This is a genomic window from Pseudonocardia sp. EC080619-01 (genome assembly GCF_001420995.1).
Classification (GTDB): domain Bacteria; phylum Actinomycetota; class Actinomycetes; order Mycobacteriales; family Pseudonocardiaceae; genus Pseudonocardia.
Genome location: NZ_CP012184.1, coordinates 1,828,012 through 1,852,355, shown reverse-complemented (window position 1 = coordinate 1,852,355; position 24,344 = coordinate 1,828,012). Strand labels below are relative to the sequence as shown.

Annotated in this window: 22 protein-coding genes and 1 tRNA gene; 14 read left to right on the top strand and 9 right to left on the bottom strand. The window is 74.0% G+C overall.

What is annotated here, in order from left to right; translation table 11 throughout:
- The first annotated feature begins 8 nt into the window (after positions 1-8).
- From AD017_RS08535 to nudC, 4 genes are read left to right on the top strand one after another with little or no spacing between them, the layout of a single operon-like run.
- Positions 9-1,283 carry an aldehyde dehydrogenase family protein gene (locus AD017_RS08535; protein ID WP_010229451.1) on the top strand — a complete coding sequence of 425 codons (1,275 nt, stop codon included), beginning with the start codon at positions 9-11 and terminating at the stop codon, positions 1,281-1,283.
- 38 nt (positions 1,284-1,321) lie between these two features.
- Positions 1,322-2,668: a pitrilysin family protein gene (locus AD017_RS08530; RefSeq protein ID WP_174521790.1), complete on the top strand. Its 1,347-nt coding sequence runs from the start codon at positions 1,322-1,324 to the stop codon at positions 2,666-2,668.
- Positions 2,665-4,062 (top strand): pitrilysin family protein, encoded by a 1,398-nt coding sequence (locus tag AD017_RS08525; protein ID WP_060573862.1) that lies wholly within the window; start codon positions 2,665-2,667, stop codon positions 4,060-4,062. Before AD017_RS08530 ends, AD017_RS08525 begins: the two co-directional genes overlap by 4 nt.
- Positions 4,059-5,090 carry an NAD(+) diphosphatase gene (gene nudC / locus AD017_RS08520; RefSeq protein ID WP_060573861.1) on the top strand — a complete coding sequence of 344 codons (1,032 nt, stop codon included), beginning with the start codon at positions 4,059-4,061 and terminating at the stop codon, positions 5,088-5,090. Before AD017_RS08525 ends, nudC begins: the two co-directional genes overlap by 4 nt.
- 81 nt (positions 5,091-5,171) lie before the next feature.
- Here nudC and AD017_RS08515 read toward each other — a convergent pair whose 3' ends face one another.
- On the bottom strand, positions 5,172-5,411 hold the full coding sequence (locus AD017_RS08515) for a glutaredoxin domain-containing protein (protein ID WP_010229460.1): 240 nt from the start codon (positions 5,409-5,411) through the stop codon (positions 5,172-5,174).
- 193 nt (positions 5,412-5,604) lie between these two features.
- Here AD017_RS08515 and AD017_RS08510 point away from each other — a divergent pair, with 193 nt between their 5' ends.
- From AD017_RS08510 to AD017_RS08495, 4 genes are all read left to right on the top strand, one after another.
- On the top strand, positions 5,605-7,647 hold the full coding sequence (locus AD017_RS08510) for an ATP-dependent DNA helicase UvrD2 (RefSeq protein WP_060576305.1): 2,043 nt from the start codon (positions 5,605-5,607) through the stop codon (positions 7,645-7,647).
- A 179-nt stretch (positions 7,648-7,826) separates the two neighbouring features.
- Positions 7,827-8,120: a hypothetical protein gene (locus AD017_RS08505; protein ID WP_139316999.1), complete on the top strand. Its 294-nt coding sequence runs from the start codon at positions 7,827-7,829 to the stop codon at positions 8,118-8,120.
- Positions 8,121-8,377: 257 nt separating this feature from the next.
- Positions 8,378-8,683, top strand: coding sequence for a WhiB family transcriptional regulator (locus AD017_RS08500; RefSeq protein ID WP_050802353.1), 306 nt, complete (start codon positions 8,378-8,380; stop codon positions 8,681-8,683).
- Between the two features lie 47 nt (positions 8,684-8,730).
- A complete protein-coding gene (locus AD017_RS08495; RefSeq protein WP_010229467.1) occupies positions 8,731-8,988 on the top strand; it encodes a hypothetical protein in 258 nt (85 codons plus the stop codon).
- Positions 8,989-9,239: 251 nt separating this feature from the next.
- Here AD017_RS08495 and AD017_RS08490 read toward each other — a convergent pair whose 3' ends face one another.
- A complete protein-coding gene (locus tag AD017_RS08490) occupies positions 9,240-9,656 on the bottom strand; it encodes a VOC family protein (protein WP_060573859.1) in 417 nt (138 codons plus the stop codon).
- A 76-nt stretch (positions 9,657-9,732) separates the two neighbouring features.
- On the opposite strand from AD017_RS08490, the gene AD017_RS08485 reads away from it, so the two are divergent.
- Positions 9,733-10,341, top strand: a complete 609-nt coding sequence (locus AD017_RS08485) for a TetR/AcrR family transcriptional regulator (RefSeq protein ID WP_227012698.1) — start codon at positions 9,733-9,735, stop codon at positions 10,339-10,341.
- A gap of 16 nt (positions 10,342-10,357) precedes the next feature.
- On the opposite strand, the gene AD017_RS08480 is transcribed toward AD017_RS08485, so the two are convergent.
- Together AD017_RS08480 and AD017_RS08475 are read right to left on the bottom strand one after the other, a co-directional pair.
- Positions 10,358-11,689 (bottom strand): AarF/ABC1/UbiB kinase family protein, encoded by a 1,332-nt coding sequence (locus tag AD017_RS08480; RefSeq protein WP_010229474.1) that lies wholly within the window; start codon positions 11,687-11,689, stop codon positions 10,358-10,360.
- Positions 11,686-12,645: a hypothetical protein gene (locus AD017_RS08475; protein ID WP_075313985.1), complete on the bottom strand. Its 960-nt coding sequence runs from the start codon at positions 12,643-12,645 to the stop codon at positions 11,686-11,688. Before AD017_RS08475 ends, AD017_RS08480 begins: the two co-directional genes overlap by 4 nt.
- 163 nt (positions 12,646-12,808) lie before the next feature.
- Here AD017_RS08475 and AD017_RS08470 point away from each other — a divergent pair, with 163 nt between their 5' ends.
- Positions 12,809-13,411 carry a M48 family metallopeptidase gene (locus AD017_RS08470; RefSeq protein ID WP_050802207.1) on the top strand — a complete coding sequence of 201 codons (603 nt, stop codon included), beginning with the start codon at positions 12,809-12,811 and terminating at the stop codon, positions 13,409-13,411.
- Between the two features lie 21 nt (positions 13,412-13,432).
- On the opposite strand, the gene AD017_RS08465 is transcribed toward AD017_RS08470, so the two are convergent.
- Both AD017_RS08465 and AD017_RS08460 read right to left on the bottom strand, forming a co-directional pair.
- Positions 13,433-14,995 carry a zinc-dependent metalloprotease gene (locus tag AD017_RS08465; RefSeq protein WP_060573856.1) on the bottom strand — a complete coding sequence of 521 codons (1,563 nt, stop codon included), beginning with the start codon at positions 14,993-14,995 and terminating at the stop codon, positions 13,433-13,435.
- A 75-nt stretch (positions 14,996-15,070) separates the two neighbouring features.
- Positions 15,071-16,075: a PDZ domain-containing protein gene (locus AD017_RS08460; RefSeq protein WP_010225067.1), complete on the bottom strand. Its 1,005-nt coding sequence runs from the start codon at positions 16,073-16,075 to the stop codon at positions 15,071-15,073.
- Between the two features lie 277 nt (positions 16,076-16,352).
- Between AD017_RS08460 and AD017_RS08455 the strand changes: the two genes are divergently transcribed.
- Entirely contained in the window at positions 16,353-19,262 is a 2,910-nt protein-coding gene (locus tag AD017_RS08455) for a UPF0182 family protein (RefSeq protein WP_060573855.1), read from the top strand.
- A 94-nt stretch (positions 19,263-19,356) separates the two neighbouring features.
- Positions 19,357-19,430 (top strand) — tRNA-Met (locus tag AD017_RS08450).
- A 72-nt stretch (positions 19,431-19,502) separates the two neighbouring features.
- Here the strand turns inward: AD017_RS08450 and AD017_RS08445 are convergent.
- Positions 19,503-20,108, bottom strand: coding sequence for a class I SAM-dependent methyltransferase (locus AD017_RS08445; RefSeq protein ID WP_060573854.1), 606 nt, complete (start codon positions 20,106-20,108; stop codon positions 19,503-19,505).
- Positions 20,109-20,141: 33 nt separating this feature from the next.
- On the opposite strand from AD017_RS08445, the gene AD017_RS08440 reads away from it, so the two are divergent.
- Positions 20,142-20,357 carry an RNA-binding S4 domain-containing protein gene (locus AD017_RS08440; RefSeq protein ID WP_010225072.1) on the top strand — a complete coding sequence of 72 codons (216 nt, stop codon included), beginning with the start codon at positions 20,142-20,144 and terminating at the stop codon, positions 20,355-20,357.
- Positions 20,358-20,364: 7 nt separating this feature from the next.
- On the opposite strand, the gene AD017_RS08435 is transcribed toward AD017_RS08440, so the two are convergent.
- The gene (locus AD017_RS08435) at positions 20,365-22,437 is read right to left on the bottom strand and encodes an acyltransferase family protein (protein ID WP_060573853.1); all 2,073 of its coding nucleotides are present in this window, start codon (positions 22,435-22,437) and stop codon (positions 20,365-20,367) included.
- Positions 22,438-22,560: 123 nt separating this feature from the next.
- A complete protein-coding gene (locus tag AD017_RS08430) occupies positions 22,561-23,340 on the bottom strand; it encodes a transglycosylase SLT domain-containing protein (RefSeq protein WP_010225076.1) in 780 nt (259 codons plus the stop codon).
- A gap of 492 nt (positions 23,341-23,832) precedes the next feature.
- Between AD017_RS08430 and soxR the strand changes: the two genes are divergently transcribed.
- A complete protein-coding gene (gene soxR / locus AD017_RS08425; RefSeq protein WP_029239221.1) occupies positions 23,833-24,303 on the top strand; it encodes a redox-sensitive transcriptional activator SoxR in 471 nt (156 codons plus the stop codon).
- Positions 24,304-24,344 lie beyond the last annotated feature (41 nt).

The following is a 24,344-nucleotide window of genomic DNA, read 5'->3' as shown; positions in this document are numbered from 1 at the left end:
CTGACCGCGTGAGCAGCACCGTCACCGATCCCGGGCAGTCCACCGCCGAGGCGCCGGAGCACGCCGCCGTCCGCGAGGCCGCGCAGCGCGCCCGTGCCGCCGCCCCGGCCGTCCGCGCCGCCGGCGAGGGGAGGATCGACGACGCGCTCCGGGCGGCCGCCGCGCTGATCCGCGACCGCGGTCCCGAGCTGCTCGAGATCAACGCAGCCGACGTCGAGGCGGCCGAGGCGAACGGCATGGCCGCCGGGCTGCTGGACCGGCTGCGGCTGACCGAGGAGCGCCTCGCCGGGATCGCCACCCAGCTGGAGGTGCTCGCCGCGACGCCGGAGCCGCCTGCCGAGTGGCCGGTCCGCACCCTCGAGACCGGTGAGCGTGTGTTCGAGCGGCGGATCCCGGTCGGCGTCATCGGCGCGGTGTTCGAGGCCCGGCCGAACGTGACCGTCGACGTCGCCTCGCAGGTGCTCAAGGCCCGCAGCGCCGCCGTCCTGCGCACCGGGTCGGCCGCGCTCGGCAGCGCCACCGCGCTCGTCGAGACGATCCTCCGGCCGGCGCTGGCCGAGGCCGGGCTCCCCGAGGCGGCCGTGCAGCTCGTCCCGTTGCCCGGACACGCCGGTGCCGAGGCACTCGTCGGGCTGCCGGACCTGGTGCCGCTGGTCGTCGTCCGCGGGTCGGGCGAGGTGACGCGCAAGCTGTCGCTGCTCGGCGCGACCGCGGGGACCCGGATCCTCGCGCACGCCGACGGCGGCGGGGTGCTGTACCTGGACTCGTCGGCGTCCGAGGCGGACGTGACGCGCCTGGTCACCGACTCCACGGACCGGCTCGGCGTCTGCAACCGGCTGAACCTGCTGCTCATCGACCGGCCCGTCTACGACACGCTGCTCCCGGTCGCCAGGGCCGCGCTGGACGCCCGCGGCGTCGCGCTGTCCGAGCCGCCGCACGCGCACCGGCTGGGCCACGAGTGGGCGCTCGACTCCGGCGCCGAGGCGCACGTGACCGTCGCCCCCGTCGACGGGCCGGACGACGCCGCCGACACCGCCGCCCGCGAGACCTCCGGGCTGGCGGCGACGATCTGTGCCTCCGACGAGGAGGTCGCCCGGCGGTTCATCGACCGCTACACCGGCACCGGTGTGTTCTGGAACGCGCCGTCCCGGCTGCTCGACGGCTACAAGCTGCTCGGCCTGCCGGAGACCGGGATCAACGTCGACCACACGCCCGGTCCGCGCGGCCCCGTCACCTACCGGGACCTGGGCCTGCGCCAGTTCGTGGTGCTGCCCCCCGCCTGACCGGGCACCCGGCCGGGGGCGGGGATAGCCTCGCCCCCGTGTCCGTGATCGCCGAGAGACCCGCACTCGCACTGCATCGGGCGACGCTGCCGAACGGGCTGCGCGTGCTCGTCGTCCCCGACCCGGCCACCCCGGTGGTCGGGGTCTCGGTGCACGTCGACGTCGGCTTCCGCTCCGAGCCCGAGGGTCGCACCGGGTTCGCGCACCTGTTCGAGCACCTGATGTTCCAGGGCAGCGAGAGCCTGGACAAGCTGGAGCACTTCCGCCAGGTCCAGGCCGCGGGCGGGATCTTCAACGGCTCGACCCACCAGGACTACACCGACTACTTCCAGGTGCTGCCCGGCGCGGCGCTGGAGCGCGCCCTGTTCCTGGAGGCCGACCGGCTCCGCGCCCCCCGGCTGACGGTGGAGAACCTGCGCAACCAGGTCGACGTCGTCAAGGAGGAGATCCGGCTCAACGTCCACAACCGCCCCTACGGGGGGTTCCCGTGGATCCTGCTGCCGCCGGTCCTCTACGACACCTTCCCGAACGCGCACAACGGCTACGGCGACTTCTCCGAGCTCGAGCAGGCGAGCCTGGACGACGCGGCCGCGTTCTTCGACACCTTCTACGCCCCCGGCAACGCGCTGGTCACCGTGCACGGCGACCTCGGCGGGCACGGCGTCGACGGCACCCTCGCCCTGGTGGAGCGCCACTTCGGCGACATCCCGGCCCGGCCGGTGCCGTCCCGCCCGTCGTTCGCCGAGCCGTCCCCCGGCACCGAGCGCCGGCAGAGCGTGACCGACGCGCACGCCCCGCTGCCCGCGCTCGCGCTCGGCCACCGGGTCCCCGACCCGGCGGCCGACCCCGACGGCTACCTCGCGCACGCGATGCTCGCCTCCGTCCTCACCGACGGCGAGGCGGCCCGGCTGCAGCGGCGCCTCGTGCACGGCGGCGCCGACGGGACGGGCCTGGTCACCGACGTCTCGGCGTCGAACGGACTGATGGGTGGTCCCTTCGACGCCCGCGACCCCGACACCTTCACCATCACCGCCGTGCACCCGGCGGACGTCCCCGCGGACCGGGTGATCACCGCGGTCGACGAGGAGCTGGACCGGCTCGCCGAGCAGGGCCCCGGCACCGACGAGCTCGCGCGCCAGTCCGCGCGCTGGTCCGCGGCCCTGCACCGGGAGGACGACCGGGTGATGTACCGGATGCTCGGCCTCGGCGCCCGGGAGCTGCTCTACGGCCGCGCCGAGCTGACCCTCGAGCTGCCCGCCCGGCTGGCCGCCCTGACCACGTCCGACGTCGCCGCCGCCGCGGCCCGGCTCCGTTCCGCGGGCCGCGCGGTGCTGACCGTCGAGCCCGCCGCCGGCGACGACCGGGAAGAGGGGAGTGCCGCGTGAGCGCCACCCGCACCCACCGCAGCGCCGAGGAGATCGGCCGCACCGAGCGCGGCCCGCGCGCGCTGCCCGATCTCGGCCACACCGAGCAGGTGCCGCTGCCCGAGGTCGTCACCCGGACGCTGCCGAACGGGCTGACGGTGCTCGCCGCCCGCCGGCCGGGCGTGCCGATGGTCGAGACCCTGCTCCGGATCCCGGCCGCCTCCGCCGGGCCCACCGCCGACGCCGGCTGGACGGCGGGCACCGAGGTCCTCGCCGAGACGCTGCTGACCGGCACCGCGGGCCGGGACCGGGTCGGGCTCGACGACGACCTCGCCGCTGTCGGTGCCGAGCTGGGTGTCGGTGTCGATCCCGAGTGGCTGCAGGCCGGCGGGTCCGCGCTGGCGTCCGGCCTCCCCGTCGTGCTCGACGTGCTGGCCGACGTGCTCACCGGCGCCACCCACGCCGACGACGAGGTGCTCCGCGAACGTGCCCGGCTCGTCGAGCGGATCGCGGTCGCCCGCGCCCAGCCACGCACCGTCGCCCGCGAGGCGCTGATGCGCCGCCGCTTCGGCGACCACCCGATCGTCTCCGAGATGCCCACCGCCGAGGCCGTCGCCGGGATCACCCCGGAGCGGGTGCGCGCCCTGCACGCCGACGTCGTCGTCCCCGACGGTGCGCGACTGGTGCTCGTCGGCGACATCGACCCCGAGTCCGCGATCGACGAGGTCGCCCGCCGGCTCGGCGGCTGGACCGGCGACCATCCCGCACGGCGGCTGGACGAGCCGCCGGTGCCGCCGGTCGGTGACGTCCAGCTCGTGCACCGGCCCGGGTCGGTCCAGTCCCAGCTCCGGCTCACCGCGCCCGGCCTGGACCGCACCGACGAGCGCTACACCGCCTTCCAGATCGCGAACCTGGTGTTCGGCGGCTACTTCTCGTCGCGCTGGATGGAGAACATCCGCGAGGACAAGGGCTACACCTACGGGGCGCACTCGGGGCAGGAGTTCGTCCCCGGCGGGGCGGTGCTCGGCCTCGACGCCGACGTCGCCTCGGACGTCACCGCGGCCGCCCTGCTCGAGACCCGCTACGAGCTGGGCCGGATGGTCGCCGTCCCGCCGACCGAGCAGGAGGTCACCTCGGCCCGCCGGTACGCGATCGGCTCGCTGCTCGTGTCGCTGGACAGCCAGTCCGCGCTGGCGGGGACGCTGTCCGCGCTCGACGCGGCGGGACTGGACATCGAGTGGCTCCGCGACCGTCCGCGACGCCTGGAGGAGGTCACCGTGGACGAGGTCGCCGAGGTCGCGGCGGAGATGTTCGCGCCGCCCCGGTTCACCGGCGTGATCGTCGGTGACGCGGACGTCGTCGGACCGCGGCTGACCGCGCTCGGCGGGGTCCGGCGGGCGGAGGCGGACGCGTGAGCCCCGGTGACCTCGACCTGACCGAACAGCCGGTCCTGTCCCGCAACGCGCTGGACCGCGACGAGAACCGGCGTGCCGATCCGGCCTGGCTGCAGGAGACCTGGGCGAAGGCCCGCGTCGTCGTGGTCGACGAGGCGGGGCGCACGCCCGTCGACTGGGAGGTCGGGCCGGGCCGGTCGTTCCGCGAGACGGACGCCGCCGCCTGGGACGACGCCGCCGGCCGGAACGGGCAGGTCCGCACCCGTGCGGGTGCCGACCTCGCCGCCGAGCCCCCGGCCGAGGCCGTGCTGCTCGGCGAACGCGACGGCGTCCCGTACTGGGCGGCGCGCGGCGGCCCGGCCTGGATCGCCGCGGACGACCCGGGGGAGTGGGCGGACCTGCGGGCCGCGGGCGCGTTCCTCGACCCGCTCGGGGCCGGGCTGCTCACCGGTGCCGTGGCCACCCTGAACTGGCACGACCGTGCCCGGTTCTGCGCGGTCGACGGCACCCGCACGCGTCCGCACGCCGCAGGCTGGGCCCGGATCTGCGAGAACGGGCACGAGGAGTACCCCCGCACCGATCCGGCGATCATCTGCCTGGTGCACGACGGCGCCGACCGCGTGCTGCTCGCCCGCCAGCCGGTGTGGCCGGTCGGGCGCTACTCGGTGCTCGCCGGGTTCGTCGAGTCCGGCGAGTCCCTGGAGGCCTGCGTGCACCGCGAGATCGGCGAGGAGGTCGGCATCGACGTGACCGACGTCCGGTACCTGGGCAGCCAGGCCTGGCCGTTCCCGCGTTCGCTGATGGTCGGCTTCCACGCGGTCGGCGACCCGGACGTGCCGCTGCGCCCGCAGGACGGCGAGATCGCCGACGCGCTCTGGATCACCCGCGACCGGCTGCGGGAGGCACTGGCCCGCGGGGACTGGGGTTCCCGTGACGACACCCGTGACGATGCCGGCGCCCCGGACCGGACCGACCCGGTCGTCATGCTCCCGGGGACGGTCTCGATCGCGCGCACGATGCTGGAGTCCTGGGCCGCCGCGGGCGGCTGAGCGGACCCCGGCCAGGAACACGGCGGCGGCCCGGGCACACGCCCGGGCCGCCGCGCTCCGTGGTGGGAGTTCCGTAGGGGGTCAGGCGGCGAGACGCCGCTGGACCTCCGCGAAGCTGGGGTTGGTCGCCACCGACTCGTCGGGGAAGACGACGGTGGGGACGGTGCGGTTGCCGCCGTTGGCCTTCTCGACGAACGCGACCGCGTCGGGCTCGCGCTCGATGTCGATCTCGCGGTAGCCGATCCCGGCCTCGTCGAGCTGCAGCTTGAGCCGGCGGCAGAAGCCGCACCAGCCGGTCGTGTACATCGTCAGGTCCGCCATACCGTGCACAACGACCGGGGATCCCCCGATCTTCCGTGGGCCGCGACACGTCGTGGCCGGTGGTCGCCCCGGAAGCGTCGGTGGCGGGTGTCAGGATGGGTGGGTGCCGTCCCGAACCTCTGCTCCCCGTCCCGCTCGTGCGACCCGGACCGGGGCGGCACCGGGACCGGAGAGCCCCACGGGGGCGGACGGGCTGGATCCCGAGCAGCGCGAGGCCGTCACCGCGCCACGGGGCCCGGTCTGCGTGCTGGCAGGTGCCGGCACCGGCAAGACCCGCACGATCACCCGCCGGATCGCGCACCTGGTGGGGCAGGGCCACGTCGTCGCCGGGCAGGTCCTCGCCGTCACCTTCACCGCGCGCGCGGCCGGCGAGCTCCGGACCCGGCTCCGGCAGCTCGACGCCGGTGGGGTGCAGGCACGGACCTTCCACGCGGCGGCCCTGCGCCAGCTCCGCTACTTCTGGCCGCAGGTGATCGGCGGGTCGCCCTGGCCGCTGCTCGACGGCAAGTTCCGGCTGGTCGGCCAGGCCGCCGCCCGGGCCAGGGTCGGCACCGACTCCGACGCACTGCGCGACCTGAGCTCCGAGATCGAGTGGGCGAAGTCGTCGCTGGTCGCCCCGGTCGACTACGCGGCCGAGGCCGCTCGCCGCAAGCGGGACACCCCCGGCCCCGCCGACCAGGTCGCCCAGGTCTACGCCGCCTACGAGGAGCTCAAGAACGCCGCCGAGGTGCTCGACTTCGACGACCTGCTGCTGCACACGGCCGTCGCGCTCGAGGAGCACGCCGGGGTCGCCGAGGAGTTCCGCTCGCGGTACCGCTGCTTCGTCGTCGACGAGTACCAGGACGTCACGCCGCTGCAGCAGCGGCTGCTCGACGCCTGGCTCGGCGAGCGGGACGACCTCACGGTCGTCGGCGACGCGAACCAGACGATCTACACCTTCGCCGGCGCCTCGCCGCGCTACCTGCTGGAGTTCCCGCGCCGGTTCCCCGGCGCGGCCGTCGTCCGGCTGCAGCGCGACTACCGGTCCACCCCGCAGATCGTCGGTTGCGCCAACCAGCTGATCGGGGCCGCGCGGCACCGGCCCGCCGGGTCGCGGCTGCAGCTCGTCGGGCAGCTCCCGCCCGGGCCCGATCCGGACTTCTCCGAGCACGACGACGAGCCGGCCGAGGCCGCCGCCGTCGCCGGCCGGATCCTGACGCTCCTCAACGACGGGACGGAGCCGTCCGAGATCGCGGTGCTGTTCCGGATCAACGCCCAGTCCGAGGCGTACGAGCAGGCGCTCTCCGACGCGGGCGTGCCGTACCAGGTGCGCGGCGGTGAACGGTTCTTCGCCCGCCCGGAGGTCCGCCGGGCGATGATCGCGCTGCGCGGCGCCGCGCCCGACCAGCGGCCGGGTACCGATCTCGTCGACGTGACGCGCGCCGTGCTCGGCGCCCGCGCCGGGCTCACCGACGAGCCGCCGAAGGGCGCCACCCTGCGTGCCCAGTGGGAGTCGCTGCTCGCACTGGTCGGGGTGGCCGAGGAGCTCGCCGCGATCGAGCCGCAGGCCGACCTGACCCGGCTGTGTGCCGAGCTCGACACCCGGGCCGACTCGGCGCAGGCCCCGGTGGTGCAGGGGGTGACGCTCGCGTCGCTGCACGCGGCGAAGGGCCTGGAGTGGGACGCGGTGTTCCTCGTCGGCCTCGCCGATGGGACGCTCCCGATCGGCCACGCCGGCGACGACGAGCACGCCGTCGAGGAGGAGCGGCGGCTGTTCTACGTCGGGGTCACGCGCGCCCGCCGGGTGCTGTCGATGTCCTGGTCGCTGTCGCGGGCGTCGGGGCGCGGCCCGAAACGGCGCCGGTCCCGGTTCCTCTACGGACTGATCCCGGACTCGCACCCCGCGTCCCGGGTCGCCGGCGAGCGCCGGCCCGGCGCCGCCCGCCCGAAGTGCCGGGTCTGCGGGTCCCCGCTGTTCGGGAGCGCCGCGACCAAGCTCCTGCGCTGTGACGACTGCCCGTCCGACGTGGACCTGGAGCTGCTGGACCGGCTCAAGCAGTGGCGCGCGGGCGAGGCGAAGCAGCAGGACGTGCCGGCCTTCGTCGTCCTCACCGACGCGACGCTCACCGCGATCGCCGAGCAGCGGCCGTCCGGACCGTCGGCGCTGGTCGGGATCCCCGGCATCGGTGCGGCCAAGCTCGACCGGTACGGCGACGACGTCCTGCGGCTGCTCGCCGACCACGACGAGGAGCGCTGACCCTCGCCGGACCCACCTTCGGTCCGCCGTGGGTGAACTTCCGGAGAGACTTTCGAATAATCGGTTGCAGCGGTCTGCGCTGCGCTTCTAGTGTCATCGGCACCGAGTGGGGCAGCGCTCCGCTCACGCATGCGTCGCGCGGGAGACCGTACGGCGGGACCACGGAGGAGGTGATCGACATGGGCACGACCGAGATGACGGTCGGCGTCGCGTCGATCGATACCGCCGTGGCCTGCGAGCCGCTGACCGTCGTGCCGCACGCGGTCGCCCACGCTGCCCTCGCCGACCTGGTCGGCTCCGGGGTGCGCCGTCGGCCGCAGGGGGTCCGGCTGACCGCTGCGACCTCGTTCCGCGCCGGGGGAGACGTGTCCCCGGAGAGCGGTGGGACCGCCGTCCCGATGATCTCCGGCCCGATCGCGTGGTTCCACAAGTCCACAGGTGCGTCCGTTCCCGGGCGCCGAGGGGGTACCTGACCCCCTCAGCGCTCGCGCCCAGTCCATCGGGGCCGCGGAACCCACGCACACGGGTTCTGCGGCCCCGATTTTTTTGTCCGTCCATCCGTCCATCCGTCCCGAGAGAGAGCACCGCGCTGAGAACACAGCTCCGGTCCCGACGAGAAGAAGAAGTTCGATCGAGGAGGTCGATCGTGTACGTGAGGTCCGCTCCGTGTGACGGCGGAGTGATCCGGAATGCGACCGGTGGCGGCTGCGCCGGTTCCGACGAGACGCGGCTGCGGGCCGTGGAGACCGGCCCGCCCGCCGAGCAGTGGTCGGCACTGCCGTGCCGCAACGGCGACGCCGACCTGTGGTTCGCCGAGACGCCCGGCGAGCTGGAGCAGGCCAAGGCGCTCTGCGGCGGCTGCCCGCTGAGGAACGCCTGCCTGACCGGCGCCCTGGACCGCGGCGAGCCGTGGGGGGTCTGGGGCGGCGAGATCTTCGAGCGCGGCCGGGTGATCCCGCGCAAGCGTCCGAGGGGCCGCCCCCGCAAGGCCGACCTGGAGCGCGACCGGGCCTACGCCCTGGCCGCCGGCAACTGACACCGGGTCACGAGCCCGCACCCCTGACCGACGAAGGAGAACCCGACATGAACGACCTGACCACGGTGCCGAGCGCACCGATCCAGCACCCGATCGTCCACCGCGATGTCACCACCCATCTCGTGAACCAGGAGAACGCGATGACGCTCATCCAGGAAGCCCTGGCGAGATCCCATCAGCAGGAGGCGCAACGGGTGGCCGAACAGCATCGGCTCGCCCGCCGGCTCACCGCAGGCCGTGGCTGGGCCCGGCTCGCGTCCTGGGCCGCGGCCCGGGCCGAGCGGGCGCGCCACCGCGCCGGCTGAGCCGCGCTTTCAGCACCGCCGGCTGAGCCGCGTTCTCAGCACCGCCGGCTGAGCCGCGCCGGCTGAGCCGCGCGTCGATCACAGGTGCCCCGTCCGGATCCGTCCGGGCGGGGCACCGCCGCGTCTGCACCACGTCCACCCACCGGTTCTGACCAGGTGGTCCGGAGTCCCCTTTGCTCTGCTCACCTCGGCGCGCCGGGGCCGGGGCCGGGGCCGGGCCGCGCCCCCGGAGCCGCGGGTGTGCGCCGTCGTCAGACTGTTGCCGTTCCGGTGAAGGCCGCGGCGAACTCCGCCGACGGCGGGATCTCGGTGATCACGTCCACCAGGACCCCGTCGGGCCCGGCCAGGATGAAATGGCGCTGCCCGAAGTCCTCGTCCCGCAGCTCCAGGGCGACCGGCAGCCCGGCGCGGACGGCGAGGCGATCCCATTCGGCGTCGACGTCGTCGACCTCCAGGTTCACCAGCACCCCGGTCGCGGAGCGTCCGCGGAAGTCCGCGGGGATCGTCGGGTGGTCGCGGTGCAGGAGCGCGAGCTCGTGGCCCTCCCGGCTCAGGCTGACGTACCACCCGGCGTCGAAGACGATCTCGAAGCCGAGCGGGCCGGTCCAGAACGCGCGGGCGGTGGCGACGTCGTCGGTGGCGAGCACCGGGTAGCAGCTGGTCAGCATGACCCCTCCTCGAGTTCACATACTCACGGTATGCGAAAAGGTACTGGCGTACCCTCGGTACGTCAATCGAGGATCCGTGAACCGGAGGTGTGTGGTGGGGGTGCGGGCCGAGCAGCGTGCACGGACGCGTGACGCTCTGCTCGACGAGGCGGAGCGACTGTTCGCCCGGGAGGGCTACGGCGCCGTCGGGCTCCCGGCGGTCGTGGCGGGCGCCGGGGTGACCAAGGGCGCGCTCTACCACCAGTTCGACGGCAAGGTCGCCCTGTTCGGGGCGGTGCTGGAACGGGTGCAGGCCCGGGTCGCCGAGCGCGTGGTGGAGGCGGCGCGGGCCGAACAGGACCCGTGGGACCGGCTCGTCGCCGGGTGCCGGGCCTTCCTCGATGCCAGCACCGCGCCGGGCACCGCGCGCGTGATGCTGGTCGACGGGCCCGCCGTGCTCGGCTGGCCCGTCTGGCGGGAGATCGACGAGCGCACGTCCGGCCGGCACCTCGCCGAGGCGCTGGCCGGGCTGGTCGGGCTCGGCGAGCTGGAACCGCAGCCGGTGGAGCCGCTGGCCCGCCTGCTGTCGGGGGCGATGAACGAGCTCGCGATGTGGCTGGCCGGGCCGGGCACGACCACCGCCGACCGGGCCGCCGCGCGGGCGGCCCTGGAACGGACCCTCGACGGCCTGCGCCGGCGCGGGTGAGGTGCGCCCCGGCAGGTCAGCCCGTCGGGGCGTCCGGCCGGAACATCTCCGGCTGCCACTCGGCGACGATCTCGCGCAGCCGCACCCGGGTGTCGAGCTGGCAGAGGATGCCCAGCGTCCCCATCGTCACCCGATGGACCAGGAGGAACCGCGGCGGCAGGTTGAGCGCCCGGCCGATGGCGGCGTCCGGGCTGCGCAGGTCGCCGACCCGCTCGGCCTGACGCTGGATCCAGCGGCGGCTGAAGTGGAACTCCTCCGTCTCCAGCGGCTCGGTGAAGGGCGCCAGGTAGTCGAGGACCTGCTGCTGGTCGATCCGGGCACCGCTGCGGACGAAACCCGCCGACCGCATCAGCGCCATCAGGTCGCCGTCCCGGCCCTCCAGGGCGTACTTGGTCATCGCGACCAGCTCGGGCGGCATGCCGTCGGGCATCCGGGCGACCGCGCCGAAGTCGAGGACGAGCAGCCTGCCGTCGTCGAGGATGCCGAAGTTGCCCGGGTGCGGGTCGGCGTGCAGCAGGTGCGCCCGGTCCGGCGCGGAGTAGTGGAACCGGGCCAGCCGGCCGCCGGCGTGGTCACGCTCCTCGACCGAGCCCTCGCGGATGACCGACGCCAGCGGACGGCCCTGCACCCACTCGGTGATGACGGCCTTCGGTGCCGAGCCGACGACCCGGGGGATCTTCACCTCGGGGTCGTCCTCGTAGATTGCGGCGAACTCCCGCTGGTAGGTCGCCTCGTCGCGGTAGTCGAGTTCCTCCTCCATCCGGCTGCGGAGCTCCTCGACGAGCGGCTTGATCTCCATCCCGGGTACCAGCGGTTGGAGGATGCGGCTCATCCGGCCGAGCTGGCGCAGGTCCGAGCGGAGTGCCTCCTCCGCGCCCGGGTACTGCACCTTGACGGCGACCTCGCGGCCGTCGCGCTTCCAGACCGCGCGGTGCACCTGCCCGATGCTGGCCGAGGCGGCCGGGTCCTCGTCGAACTCCGAGAAGCGGGACCGCCAGGACCGGCCGAACTGCTGGGTCAGCATGTAGTCGACGTCGTCCATCGGCATCGGCGGGGCGGCGGCCTGCAGCTTCGTCAGCGCCTCGCGGTACGGCTCGGCGTACTCGTCCGGGATGGCGGCCTCGAACACGGACAGTGCCTGCCCGAACTTCATCGCGCCGCCCTTGAGCTCACCGAGGACGGCGAACAGCTGCTCGGCGCTCTTCGCGGCGAGCTGGGCGGAGATCTCGTCGCGGTCGCCACCGGTGAGCCGGCGCCCGAAGCCGGCGGCCGCCCGGCCGGCGACGCCGAGCGGCAGGCCGGCGAGCTTGACGGTCCGTGCGGCCGTGCGTCGGGGAATGTCGCTCACACCATGATTGTCCACCCCACGGCGGGGGGTTCGCACGCCGCGGTGGTGCCGCCGCACGGGCAGTCCGGCTGCCGATGGAGCGCACGGGCGGTGATCGCCGCCGTGGCGGGGTCGATCTCGAGCTCGGCGGCCCACGACGCCGGCGGCGCACCGCCGAGCAGCGGACCGTCCAGCGCGGCCAGCACCTGCCCGACGGCCAGCGCCCCCGTCGCGGCGACGACGTGCGGCTCGGCCGTCCGCGGGCCGGGACCGGGGACGCCTGCGGCCGCGCCCGCGCAGCGCAGGCAGGGCCCGCGGCCGGGCAGCACCAGCGGCCCGACGACGCCGTGGCCGTCGCGGAGCGTGACGACGAGGTGTTCGACGGCGCCGTCCGGCCCGGGCTCCGGCGCGCCCGCCAGCACGACGAGGTCCGGCGGCACCCGGCCCGGCGGCCCGGTACGCACCCCCGCCGTCCGGAGCAGATCGTGCAGCGCCTCGTCGCGCGCCCGGCCGAGATCGGCCCGGGGCAACCCGGCTGCGGCGTCATCCGGCCCGACCGGGCCCGTCACCCGTGGATGCACCTGCCCGATCCCGGTCGCGGCCAGCCCGGCGACGACGGCGACCGCCGTCGCCGAGTCCCCGCGGACCTCGACCAGCGTGGTCCCGCGGTGCCGCCGGACACGGTCGGCGGCATCGGGGTCGGCCAGGAGCCCGGCCCGCCACAGCACACCGAGCAGCCCTGCCAGCGCGCTGCGGTGCGGGCCCGGCGGTGCACCGGCCAGCAGGTCGCCGGTGGCGCAGGGACCGTCCGCGAGCCGGTCGAGCGCGGCGACGGCGGCGGGGGAGAGGTCGTCGAGGACGCGGCCGCGGGCACCGGAGCCGATCCGTCGGGTACGTGGGCCGGTCGCGACCGCCCCGAGGTGCGGCGCGAGGACGAGCCTCCCGGGCAGGCCGGGTGATCCGGGCGGTGCGGTCATCGCGTCACGGTGACGCATCCGGCGGGCGCCCGGACGGGATCCACACGGAGGTTCGCAGGAGCAACGGTGGTGCGCGGGAGCCACCGGCGGCGCCGTGACCGGCGGGAGCGCCGCGCCCGACCGGCGGCTCACCCCGGTGGCTCCGGCGGCCTACCCTGGGGGCATGGCTAGCCCCCCGGTCGAGGTCCGTCGCAGTGCCCGCCGGAAGCGGATGGTCAGTGCGCGGCGCGAGGGCGACCGCGTCGTCGTGTTCATCCCCGGCTGGATGACGGCCGAGCAGGAACGCGACTGGGTCGCCGAGATGGTCAAGCGTATAGAGGCCAGCGAGGCCCGGCGCCGGTCGCCGGGCCGCAGCGGCGACGACGCGCTGATGACCCGGGGTCGGGAGCTGTCGAAGCGCTGGCTGGAGGGGCGCGCGGAACCGGTGTCGATCCGCTGGGTGCCGACGATGCGGACCCGGTGGGCGTCGTGCACGCCGGACGACCGCACGATCCGGGTCAGCGAACGGCTCCGGGACGCACCCGGCTGGGTCGTCGACTACGTCCTGGTGCACGAGCTCGCGCACCTGCTGTCCGCCGCGCACGACGACGTCTTCTGGTCCTGGGTGTACCGCTATCCCCGCACCGAGCGGGCCATCGGCTACCTCGAGGGCCTGAACGCGGCGGCGGCGCTGGGCATCAGCGGGGTGGACGGCGATCCCGCCACCGAGGACGAGGCGCCCGCCCCGGAGATCCCGGACGACCAGGTCGCGGCGACCGGGAGCTGACCGGGAACCGGCCTGGCGGGATCAGGACTCGCGGCGGCCCTCGCCGGGGCCGTCGGCGTCCGGGTCGTCGGAGCCCGGTGTACCGGTGTCGTCGCCCCGGGCACCGGACTCCTTCTCGGCGTCGGCGGCCATCTGCCGCTCCAGCTCGGCGATCGGGTCGTCCGGGACGCCCTCGCCGGAGGTGCCACGGACGAACGCGGCCGGGTCGTCCAGGTCGTCGGCGGACGGGATCAGGTCCGGGTGCGCCCACACGGCGTCCCGGCCCTCGGTGCCCCGCTCCTCGGAGAGGAGCTTCCACAGCTCGGCGGCGGCGCGCAGCCGCCGCGGCCGCAGCTCCAGGCCGACGATCGTGGCGAAGGCCTGCTCGGCGGGTCCGCCGGACGCGCGCCGGCGGCGCATCGTCTCGCGCATCGCCTCCGCGCCGGGCAGCCGGTCGGCCAGCGCCTCGGCGACGACGGCGTCCACCCAGCCCTCGATGAGCGCGAGCAGCGTCTCCAGCCGGGCCAGCGCGGCCTTCTGCTCCGGGGTGTCCTCCGGCTCGAACATGCCGGACTGCATGGCCTCCTGGATCGACTCCGGGTTCGACGGGTCGATCCCGCGGGCCAGCTCCTCGATCCGGGAGGTGTCGACGGTGATGCCGCGCGCGTAGTCCTCCACCGCGCCGAGCAGCCGCTCCCGCAGCCAGTGCACGTGGGTGAACAACCGCTGGTGTGCCGCCTCGCGGGCGGCCAGGTACAGCGTGACCTCGCCGGCCGGGCGGTCGAGGCCCTCGGTGAACCGCGCGATCGCCTCGGGCAGCAGCGCCGTCGTGCGCTCCGGGCCGACCGGGATGCCGAGCTCGGTGGAGGTCAGCACCTCCTTGCCGAGCTGGGCCAGCCCCTGCCCGAGCTGGCTGCCGAACGCCATGCCGCCCATCTGCCCGAGCATGCCGAGCATCGGACCGGCCGCGTTGCGCACCTCGTCGGGCAGCCCCTCGACCCACGCCGACGACAGCCGGTTGGCGACCGGGTCGCACAGCCGCTTCCAGGTCGGCATGCCGGCGCGCACCCAGTCGCTGGGCGTCCACGCCTTCACCTCGCCGCCCGCGGACGGGAACGACGTCGCCGGGTCCAGCCACAGCTCGGCGAGCCGGACCGCCTCGGAGACGGCGCGGCGCTGGTCGTCGGTGAGCGACGACGTCGTCTGCGCGAGCTGCTGGGTCGCCAGCTGGGCGGCGAGGTCGTAGTTGACCGGGCCGCCGTCGCCGGAGCCGGTGCCGGCGTGACTGAGCATCTGGCCGAGCTGGGACAGCATCTGCCCGAGCTGGCTCATGTCGAACTGGCCGCCGGCCCCGCCCGGCATCCCGGGCATGCCCGGCATCCCGGGCATGCCGAACGCCGCGAACGGGTTCTGCTGGCCCCCGGACTGTCCGCCCGCCGGGTCGGACGACTGCGGGTGCGAGCCGAAGCCGAACGGATCCTGCGGGCCGTCGGGCTCGCCGCCGCGGCCACCGTCCTGACCGCCCGTACCGTCGCCCGGGCCGGACGCGTCGTCCTTGTCGCGGTCGCGGTCGGCGGGGCCGAATCCGAACGGGATGTCACTCATGCGCCCTACCGTACGCGGGTCGGCGGACCCGATGCCGCTGGTCGCGGGCGAGTTCGCCACGGGGGGAGACGGGAACTAGGAGCAGCCCTGCGGCGTTCCGCCGTCGTTCAGGGTCTCCAGCGCGCCGACGGCCTCGTCGAGGGTCCCGACCCTCACGAGCTGCAGGTCGTCGGGCCCCTCGGCGGCCGCCTCCGCACAGTTCGCGGCCGGCACCAGGAAGGTCTGCGCACCGACCTCCTGCGCCTTGATCATCTTGAACCGGATGCCGCTGATCGGGCCGACCCGGCCCTCCGCGTCGATGGTGCCGGTACCGGCCACGAACCGGCCGCCGGTGAGCGGGCCGGGGGTCAGCTTGTCGACGAGGGCGAGGCTGAACATCAGCCCGGCGGAGGGGCCCCCGACGTCGCCGAGGGTGATCGAGAGCCGCTGGCCCTCCGCGGGCGACGTGGCCGGGGTGATCCCGAGGAAGGCCCGGGCCGGGTCCTCGGGATGGGCCGACGGCGTCACCGTCACGTCGCGCGGGGCAGCGCGCCCGCGCACGACCGACAGGGTCACGGGCTCACCGGGCCGGGCCGCACCGAGTGCGTCGAGCAGCGCCTGCACCGACGGGATCGGCGTCCCGGACACCGCGCGGATCTCGTCGCCGGCCTCCAGCACCCCGGACGACGGCGACCCGTCGGTCAGCGCACCGACCGTCACCCGGGTCGGCAGGCCGAGATGGGTCAGCGCGGCGGCCTCGGCGTTCGCGATCGACCCGTCGAACTCCTGCTGGTTCTGTGCCGTGACCTGCTCGGTGCTCTCGCCGGGCGGGTAGAGCGACGACCGCGGGGCCAGCCGGTAGGTGCCCGACGCCCACATCCCGAGCGCGGTCATCGTCGAGATGCCGTCGGTGACGCCGACGGTGGTCATGTTGAGGTGGCCCTCGGTGGGGTAGGTCGGCAGCCCCTGGGCGGACACGACGGGTGTGCCGTTGGCGTCGCCGAGGGTGTCGAAGGTCGGGCCGGGCCCGAGCGCCACGACGGGGGCGGGCACCACCGAGCCGACGACGGTGAGTCCCAGCAGCACCAGCAGTGCCGTCACCCACGTCGAAGATCGAACGCCCACGCGCGGCACCCTACGGTCGGGAGCGCCGTCCGGCGCGGGCGACCCCGGCCCGGGCCTGCATCGACGCCGTCCGCGAGGGACGTGGCGGTCTGCCCGATATGTCGTTTCCAGCACGAAAACGACCGACACGCCGGGGCTCAACCGGGAACTCACGCGCGCTCCGTAGAGTTGGACGCGGAGAACCGCGCCGTCGCTCCCCGCCGGCCGTGTCTTCCGAGTCGTCACCGAGCTGTGGAGCGTGCCCGTGTCGTCCATGCGGCCCCCTGTGGGAGCGCCGTCGTTGACCCGCCGAACCCGGATCCTGCTGGTCGCCGCGGGCGTCCTCGTAGTGCTTCTGCTCGGCGGTTCGCGGCTGCTGAACTTCTATGTCGACTACCTGTGGTTCGGGGAGGTCGGGTTCCGGAGCGTGCAGCTCACCCGGCTGTTCACCCAGATCGTCCTGTTCGGCGTCGTCGGTCTCGTCGTCGGCGGCCTCGTCGCCCTGACGCTGTGGCTGGCCTACCGGTACCGGCCGGTCTTCGTGCCGGTCTCCGGTCCGGAGGACCCGGTCGCCCGCTACCGGACGACGATCATCCAGCGGCTGCGGCTGTTCGCCGTCGGCGTGCCCGTGGTGATCGGCGTCGTGGCGGGCCTCGCGGCGCCCGTGCAGTGGCAGACCGTGCAGATGTTCCTGTACGGGACGCCGTTCGGGCAGGCCGATCCCGAGTTCGGCAACGACATCTCGTTCTACGCCTTCACCCTGCCGTTCCTGCGCATGTCGCTGAACTGGCTGTTCGTCGCGGTCGCGATCTGCTTCGTGCTGGCGCTGGTCACGCACTACGTGTTCGGCGGCATCCGGCTGTCCGGCCGCTCCGGGTTCGTCTCCACCGCGGCACGGGCCCAGCTGGCCGTCCTCGCCGGTGTGTTCGTGCTGCTCAAGGCGGTCGCCTACTGGTTCGACCGGTACGATCTGCTCTGGTCGAACCGCAACTCCCAGACGTTCTTCGGGGCCACGTACACCGACCTCAACGCGGTGCTCCCGGCGAAGCTGATCCTGCTGATCATCGCGGTGATCTGTGCGCTGGCGTTCTTCGTCGCCGCGTTCCGGCAGAACCTGCAGATCCCGGCGGTCGCCGTCGTGATGCTGGTGATCTCGTCGATCCTGGTCGGCACCGCGTTCCCGCTGGTCCTGCAGCAGTTCGTCGTCGCCCCGAACGCCAACGAGCGCGAGGCACCGTCGATCGAGCGGAACATCGAGGCCACCCGGAACGCGTTCGGCATCGGGCCGGACAAGGTCGACATCCAGCCCTACGCCGGGGAGTCGGAGGCGACGCCCGCGCAGGTCCGCCAGGACACCGACACCGTCGAGAACATCCGGCTGCTCGACCCGGGCAAGCTGAACCGCACGTTCACCCAGCTCCAGCAGCGCCGGAACTTCTACGGCTTCGCGCCGAACCTCGACATCGACCGGTACACGGTCGGCGGCGAGACCCGCGACTACGTCGTGGCGGCCCGCGAGATGGACGCGAACGCCCTGGTCGGCAACCAGCAGGACTGGATCAACCGGCACCTCGTCTACACGCACGGCAACGGCTTCGTCTCGGCGCCGGCGAACCAGGTCAACGCGGCGCTGGAGGACACGGGCGGCCAGGGCGGCCTGCCGCTGTTCAGCGTCAGCGACACCCAGACCGAGGGCCGGATCCCGGTCGACCAGCCGCGCATCTACTACGGCGAGCTGCTCGACAACCAGTACTCGATCGTCGGCGCCGAGCAGGGCACCGCACCGCGCGAGTACGACTCCGACGAGGCGCAGTACACCTACACCGGCGCGGGCGGCGTCCCGATCGGCGGGATCTTCGACCGGGCGGTGTTCGCACTGGCCTACGGCGAGCGGAACATCCTGTTCAACAGCTCGATCAACGACCAGTCGAAGATCATGTACGTCCGGAACCCGCGGGACCGCGTCCAGGCCGTGGCGCCGTGGCTGAAGCTGGACAACGACCCGTACCCGGCCGTCGTCGACGGCCGGATCCAGTGGATCGTCGACGGCTACACCACGCTGCAGGACTACCCGTACGCCGAGCGCGTCCAGCTGGGCGACGCGACGTCCGACTCGCGGATCGGCCCGGGCGGCCAGCAGCTGCCGAACGAGACGGTCAGCTACCTGCGGAACTCGGTGAAGGCCACGGTCGACGCCTACGACGGCACCGTGAAGCTCTACGCCTTCGACGAGCAGGACCCGGTCCTGCAGACCTGGCAGAAGGCGTTCCCCGGCACCGTCGAGCCGCGGTCGGCGATCACCCCGGACCTGCAGGCGCACCTGCGGTACCCGGAGGACCAGTTCAAGGTCCAGCGTGAGCTGCTGACCCGCTACCACGTCGACAACCCTGGCGAGTTCTTCTCGACGGTCTCGTTCTGGGACGTCCCGTCCGACCCGACCGTGCAGGGCGGCGGCAACGGTGGGGCGCAGGACGCGCAACCGCCGTACTACCTCTACGCGGGGCTGCCCGGTCAGGACGGCGCGTCGTTCCAGCTCACCAGCGCGCTGGTGAGCCTGCGACGGCAGTTCCTGGCCTCCTACGTCTCCGCCAGCTCGGATCCGGACACCTACGGCCAGATCACCGTGCTCCAGCTGCCGAACGAGACACAGACGCTCGGCCCGCAGCAGGTCCAGGCGCAGTTCCTCGGGTCGCCCGAGGTCTCGCAGGAGCTGAACCTGCTCCGGCAGAACCAGACCACGATCGACTACGGCAACCTGCTCACCCTCCCGGTGGCCGGTGGCCTGCTCTACGTCGAGCCGGTCTACATCGAGCGGGCCGGGCAGGACTCGTCCTACCCGCAGCTGGCCCGCGTGCTGGTGAGCTACGGAGGCCGGGTCGGCTACGACGCCAGCCTGTCCGCCGCACTGGACCAGGTGTTCGGTGCCGGTGCCGGTGCGGGCGCCGGTGGTGCGGCGGCCACACCGGGCCAGCCGGCTCCGCAGACGCCGGCACAGGGTGCGACGCCCGGTACTCCCGCCACCCCGGGAGCGCCGAACGCGGCCCAGGCCGGCGCGGCGCAGGAGATCCGCACGGCGCTGAACGAGCTCAAGGCGGCCCAGCAGAGCGGTGACTTCGCCAAGCAGGGCGAGGCACTGGCCGAGCTCGACCGCGCGGTGTCGGCGTTCCAGAACGCCGGCGGCTGACCGGTCCGGTTCCGGTACCCCCCTCGCGGGGTGCCGGAACCGCCGGGGTACTGTGGTGACACAACACAGACGGAACCGCTGAGGTTCCGGACGGCGCGGGGTGGAGCAGCTCGGTAGCTCGCTGGGCTCATAACCCAGAGGTCGCAGGTTCGAATCCTGCCCCCGCTACTACGCAGGCGAAGGGCCCTGGGATCTCCCGGGGCCCTTCGTCGTGTGTGCGGGCCGGATCGGCCGTGGCGCTCACGCCTCGTGCGGCGCGACCTCCAGCACCCGGTAGCCCCTGTCCGAGACCAGCCGGGTCGTCGGGAACCCCTGCTCGGCCTCCAGCCACCGGTGCAGCGAGTCCGAGCCGAGGTTCTTCGCGACCACGAGGTACGCGCGGCCGCCCGGCATCAGCCGTGGCAGCCACCGCAGCAGCAGCTCGTGCAGGGCGGGCTTCCCCGAGCGGATCGGCGGGTTCGAGTAGATGCCGGCGAACGACAGGTCGCCGGGGACGTCGTCGGGCACGCAGGCCGTCACGTTCCCCAGCCCCGCGGCGCCCGCATTGGCCCGTGTGAGGCCCAGCGCGCGCTCGTTGAGGTCCACGGCCCACACCGGCAGCCTGCGGCGCCGTGCGGCGATCGTGAGGGCGACGGGGCCGTACCCGCACCCGACGTCCAGCAGCGGTCCGCGGACCTCGGGCATGGGGGCCGCGTCGAGCAGCACCTTCGTCCCCCGGTCGATGCGGCCGTGCGAGAACACGCCGGTGTCGGTCGACAGTTCGAGATCGACACCGGCGGTGTGCAGCCGGACCGAACCGGGACGGCTCGCGACGGACGGCGTGGCGCTGAAGTAGTGGTCACCCACGCCGCAGGATGCTACGGCGCGCAGAATGGGCCCATGACCACCCCGCAGGACGTGCCGATCCGTGAGGAGCCGATCCGCATCGGGCAGTTCCTCAAGCTCGCGAACCTGGCCGAGGACGGCGGGCACGCGCGCGAGCTGCTCGAGGCCGGCCTCGTCACCGTGAACGGCGAACCCGAGTACCGTCGCGGCGCGCAGTTGCAGCGCGGCGACGTCGTCTCCGTCGACGGGCACCGCGCACGGCCGTCCTAGCCGCGGGTCACCAGCCCAGCCTGCTCTCGAAGTGGTCGGCGAACACCGGGGCCATCGTCTCGGCGTAGGTCGCCGTCAGGTGGTTGTCGTCCATGTAGACCAGCACGTTGCCGATCTCGGCGGGACACCGGTCCTGCTCGCAGATCGCGGGAGCGGTGTCGATGAAGGACACGTTCGGCGGGACGTCCGGCAGCGCGGCGTAGGGCGGCAGCGTCGGGTAGACGTCGTGCCGGTCGAGGGCGCAGCCCTCCGCGTGCCGGCCCTGGGTGCTGATGCACTCCGGGACGAAGAACGGCGGGCGCGGGTTGTCCCGGACCGCGACGACCGGCACCCCGGCGTCGTGCATCCGCCACCAGGCGTCGACGAACCCGTGCGGCGTCGACTCGGTGAGCCCCGGGCGGACGTCGCGGGTGGCCAGCGTCAGCAGGGCGTCCGGCCTCAGCTCCGCCGTCTCCGCGGCGGCCGCGGCGTTGAAGGCGGTGCAGCCCTCGTCCGCGGGATCGGTCTCGGAGCCGGTCGAGAACGGGCAGGCCCCGCGGAACATCCCGATGATCTCCCAGTGCCGCTGTGCGGCGACCGGCATCAGCGAGGCCACGTACTGCTGGATGTGCGAGTCGCCGATCACCACGATCCGGCGCTCGGGGGGTGCGTCACCGGGCGGCGGGATCGTGCAGAACTGCATCTCGACGCCGTCGCGCTGGAGCGGGCCGCAGTCCCAGGTGCCGCGGTGGTAGCTCCAGTCGTCCGGGGCGCCGACCAGCGACGGTGCGAGGTCGACCTCGGCGGCCGGGGCGGTGGCGGGATCGGTGTCGGCCAGGCCGGCGTACTCGAAGCCCGGAGCGAGTGCGGCCGCCCCGGGATGGGTGGGCGAGCCCGCCTCCACCTGCACCGACGCCCGCGCGGTGGCGACGCCGAACCAGCCGGCCGCACCGACCAGCACGACCAGCGCCAGCGCCAGGCCGGTGCGCAGCGAGTGCCGGACGTCGAGGGCCGCGATCGGCCGCTCGACGAACCGGTGCGTGAGCCAGGCCAGCACGAACGACACACCGATCACGACGGCCCCGGCACCGAGCGAGAGCCGCTCGTCGCCGGTGTACACCAGCGCCAGCACCAGGATCGGCCAGTGCCACAGGTACAGCGGGAACGACAGGTCCCCGATCGAGCGCAGCAGCGGGCCGGCCAGGAGGCGGTCGGCGCCCAGCGGGTGCCCCGACCGTCCGGCGACGATCACCAGCGCGGCCGCGACCGTGGGCCAGAGCGCGGCCCAGCCGGGGAACGCCCGGTCGACCTGCAGCAGCACCCCGCACGACACGAGCGCCAGGACGCCGAGCCAGCCCAGCGCCATCCGGGCCCCGGCGGTGAGCTCGGGACGCCCCTCGATCCGGGAGATCCACAGCGCGAGCAGGCCGCCGAGCGCGAACTCCCACACCCGGGTCAGGGAGTGGAAGTAGGCGAGCGGCTGGTTCACCACGGTCAGGTACACCGAGTACGCCAGCGACGCGCCGCCGACCACCAGCAACGTGCCGGTGAGCCGGGTGTGCAGGTCCGCGCGGTCCCGCTGCGAGGCGATCACGACGCCGGCCACGAGCAGCGGTGCGACCAGGTAGAACTGCCCCTGGATCGACAGCGACCAGAAGTGCTGGACGATGCTCGCGGCGTCGCTGCGGGCCGCGTAGTCGACCGCGTTCGCGGCCAGTTCCCAGTTCTGGACGAACAGCAGCGAGGCGACGGTCTCGCGGACCGTCGGGCTCCACCGGCTCTCCGGCAGCAGGAACGCGCCCGCCGCGATCCCCGCGGCGAGTACCACGGTGATCGCGGGCAGCAGCCGGGAGAGCTGGCGTTTCCAGGTGGCCAGGACGTCGACCCCGCCGCGCAGGCCCGCCCGGTACAGCCCGCCGACGATCAGGAAGCCCGTGATCAGGAAGAACACGTCGACGCCACCGGAGACCCGGCCGACCCACACGTGGTAGACGACCACCAGCACCACCGCGAGTGCCCGCAGGCCCTGCAGTTCGGGCCGGAAGCGGGACCGCGTCGCCGTCTCGGTACGGGCGGGACCGGCTCCACCGGGGGACGTCACGAGCTACGCGCTCCTCTCGGGCAGGAAAGTAAAGGCCGATATTACTTTCCCGGCTGTACCACGACGACGGCGGCCGGCAGGTTCACCTGCCGACCGCCGTCGCCGTGTCGTGGATGACCGGAGTCAGTATCCGATGTAGCCGCCGTGCGAGCCGGTCCGGCCCCCGGCGTCGAGGGTGTCCAGGCCGTAGCGGTCGATCATGTAGCGGACGCCCGCGGTGATGTTCGCGACCGGGTCGGTGACCGAGCGGTCGGCGAAGTCGGGGTGCACGTACGCCTCGAAGGTCGAGGGGATGACCTGCATCAGGCCCTCGGACGGGTTGCCCGCCAGCGCGTTCGAGTCCCAGTTGTTGATGGCGTCGGGGTTGCCGTTGGACTCCTTGAGGATGATCTGCTTCAGCCCCGTCGCGTACGACTGGGACATCCCCATGTGGTCGAGGGCCTCGGCGATCCAGCTGTCGAGGCCGCCCTTCGAGATGAGCTTCTCGATCTCGGCGCGCTCGGCCTTCTTCTTCGCCTCGGCCTCGGCCGCCTTGCGGTGCTCCTCGGCGATCTTCCCGGCGATCTCGTGGGCCTTGCCCAGCGAGGCCAGGTCGGCGTCGTCGGCGGGGGCCGCGGCCTGGAGGGCGCCCGTGGCGGCACCGGAGTGCTCGAAGGACACCGGGCTGAAGTAGCCCGACGGGCTGCCGTCGACCGCGGGGGCCGACGACGGGATGCCGGTCTCGAAGGCGGCCAGTGTGGTCGGCTGGGTGGTCTCCTCGGCGTCGGCCGCGGTGTTCGTCCCGTCCAGCGTGGTCGGGACGACGGCGGCGAACGCGCCGGAGGCGAGGACGCCGAAGGTCGCGCCGGCCGCCGCGGTGCGGGTTCCGGCGCGCCGCGCGGCACTGCCGCGGGCGCCGTCCACGGCGTGCGCCGTCGGACGGGTAGTTCGGGCAGCGGCCTTCGCTGCGGGTGCGGTCGCCACGGGTCGGGGGAACACGCGGCGGCCACCGGGGGAGCGGTGTCCTGACAAGGGTATGGCCCTTTCGCGATCAACGGACGGCTCCGGTACGAGCGGCCGGGTCGGGGGTCCCGGGCGAGCCGGTCGGGGATTCCGGCTCCTGGCCCGCTCGTGATCGGGCCGTGATGACTTGTGAAGCACCGTAGAGGGCCTCGCCGGACGGGTCCAGCCCCGGGGGTGTCGGTCGGCGCGCGGCAGGCACCGCTAACCGAGAAATCGATCTTGAAGGGCCGGGGAGGCAACCCGATCAACGGCTGATCCACAACGGCGGACGGCGGTCGCCGCAGGTGGCGGACCCGCGACGAACGGCTGATACTGAAGCGAGCTTCAGTGTCGGAGGACGGCCGCCGGGACGTCCGGCGGCGCCGCGACGGGGCCGGAGAGGTGGCGGAGGGGATGGAGTCGAGCGATCTCCTGACGATCGGCGAGATCGTCGAGCGGAGCGGGTTCCCGCACTCCGCGCTGCGCTACTACGAACGCGAGGGCCTGATCTCGGCGAGCCGGACCTCCGGCGGGCAGCGCCGCTACCGGCGCAGCGTGCTCCGCAGGCTGGCGTTCGTCCGGGCGGCCCGGTCGATCGGCGTCGGGCTCGACGAGGTGCGGTCGGCGCTCGACGCGCTGCCCGCCGAGCGGACGCCCACCAAGCACGACTGGTCGCGGTTGTCCCGGGCCTGGCGCAGCCGCCTCGACGAGCAGATCGAGGCCCTGACGGCGCTGCGCGACGGGCTCGACGGCTGCATCGGCTGCGGATGCCTGTCGATGACGTCGTGCCGGCTGGTCAACCCCGGCGACGCGGCCTCGGTCCAGGGCGACGGCGCCCGTCGCCTGCCCCCGGCCCTGCGCAGACCTCCGGTGCACACCCGGTGAATCTCGACGCGGACGGTCCGGTCGTCGGGCGGGGCGACCTA

Bases quoted from the DNA above. Each gene is read 5' to 3' on its own strand.
- AD017_RS08470 (WP_050802207.1), top strand. From the start codon at position 12,809: ATGGCTAGCCCCCCGGTCGAGGTCCGTCGCAGTGCCCGCCGGAAGCGG.
- AD017_RS08475 (WP_075313985.1), bottom strand. From the start codon at position 12,645: ATGACCGCACCGCCCGGATCACCCGGCCTGCCCGGGAGGCTCGTCCTC.
- AD017_RS08465 (WP_060573856.1), bottom strand. From the start codon at position 14,995: ATGAGTGACATCCCGTTCGGATTCGGCCCCGCCGACCGCGACCGCGAC.
- AD017_RS08505 (WP_139316999.1), top strand. From the start codon at position 7,827: ATGGGCACGACCGAGATGACGGTCGGCGTCGCGTCGATCGATACCGCC.
- AD017_RS08440 (WP_010225072.1), top strand. From the start codon at position 20,142: ATGACCACCCCGCAGGACGTGCCGATCCGTGAGGAGCCGATCCGCATC.
- AD017_RS08490 (WP_060573859.1), bottom strand. From the start codon at position 9,656: ATGCTGACCAGCTGCTACCCGGTGCTCGCCACCGACGACGTCGCCACC.
- AD017_RS08495 (WP_010229467.1), top strand. From the start codon at position 8,731: ATGAACGACCTGACCACGGTGCCGAGCGCACCGATCCAGCACCCGATC.
- AD017_RS08515 (WP_010229460.1), bottom strand. From the start codon at position 5,411: ATGGCGGACCTGACGATGTACACGACCGGCTGGTGCGGCTTCTGCCGC.
- soxR (WP_029239221.1), top strand. From the start codon at position 23,833: ATGGAGTCGAGCGATCTCCTGACGATCGGCGAGATCGTCGAGCGGAGC.
- AD017_RS08455 (WP_060573855.1), top strand. From the start codon at position 16,353: ATGCGGCCCCCTGTGGGAGCGCCGTCGTTGACCCGCCGAACCCGGATC.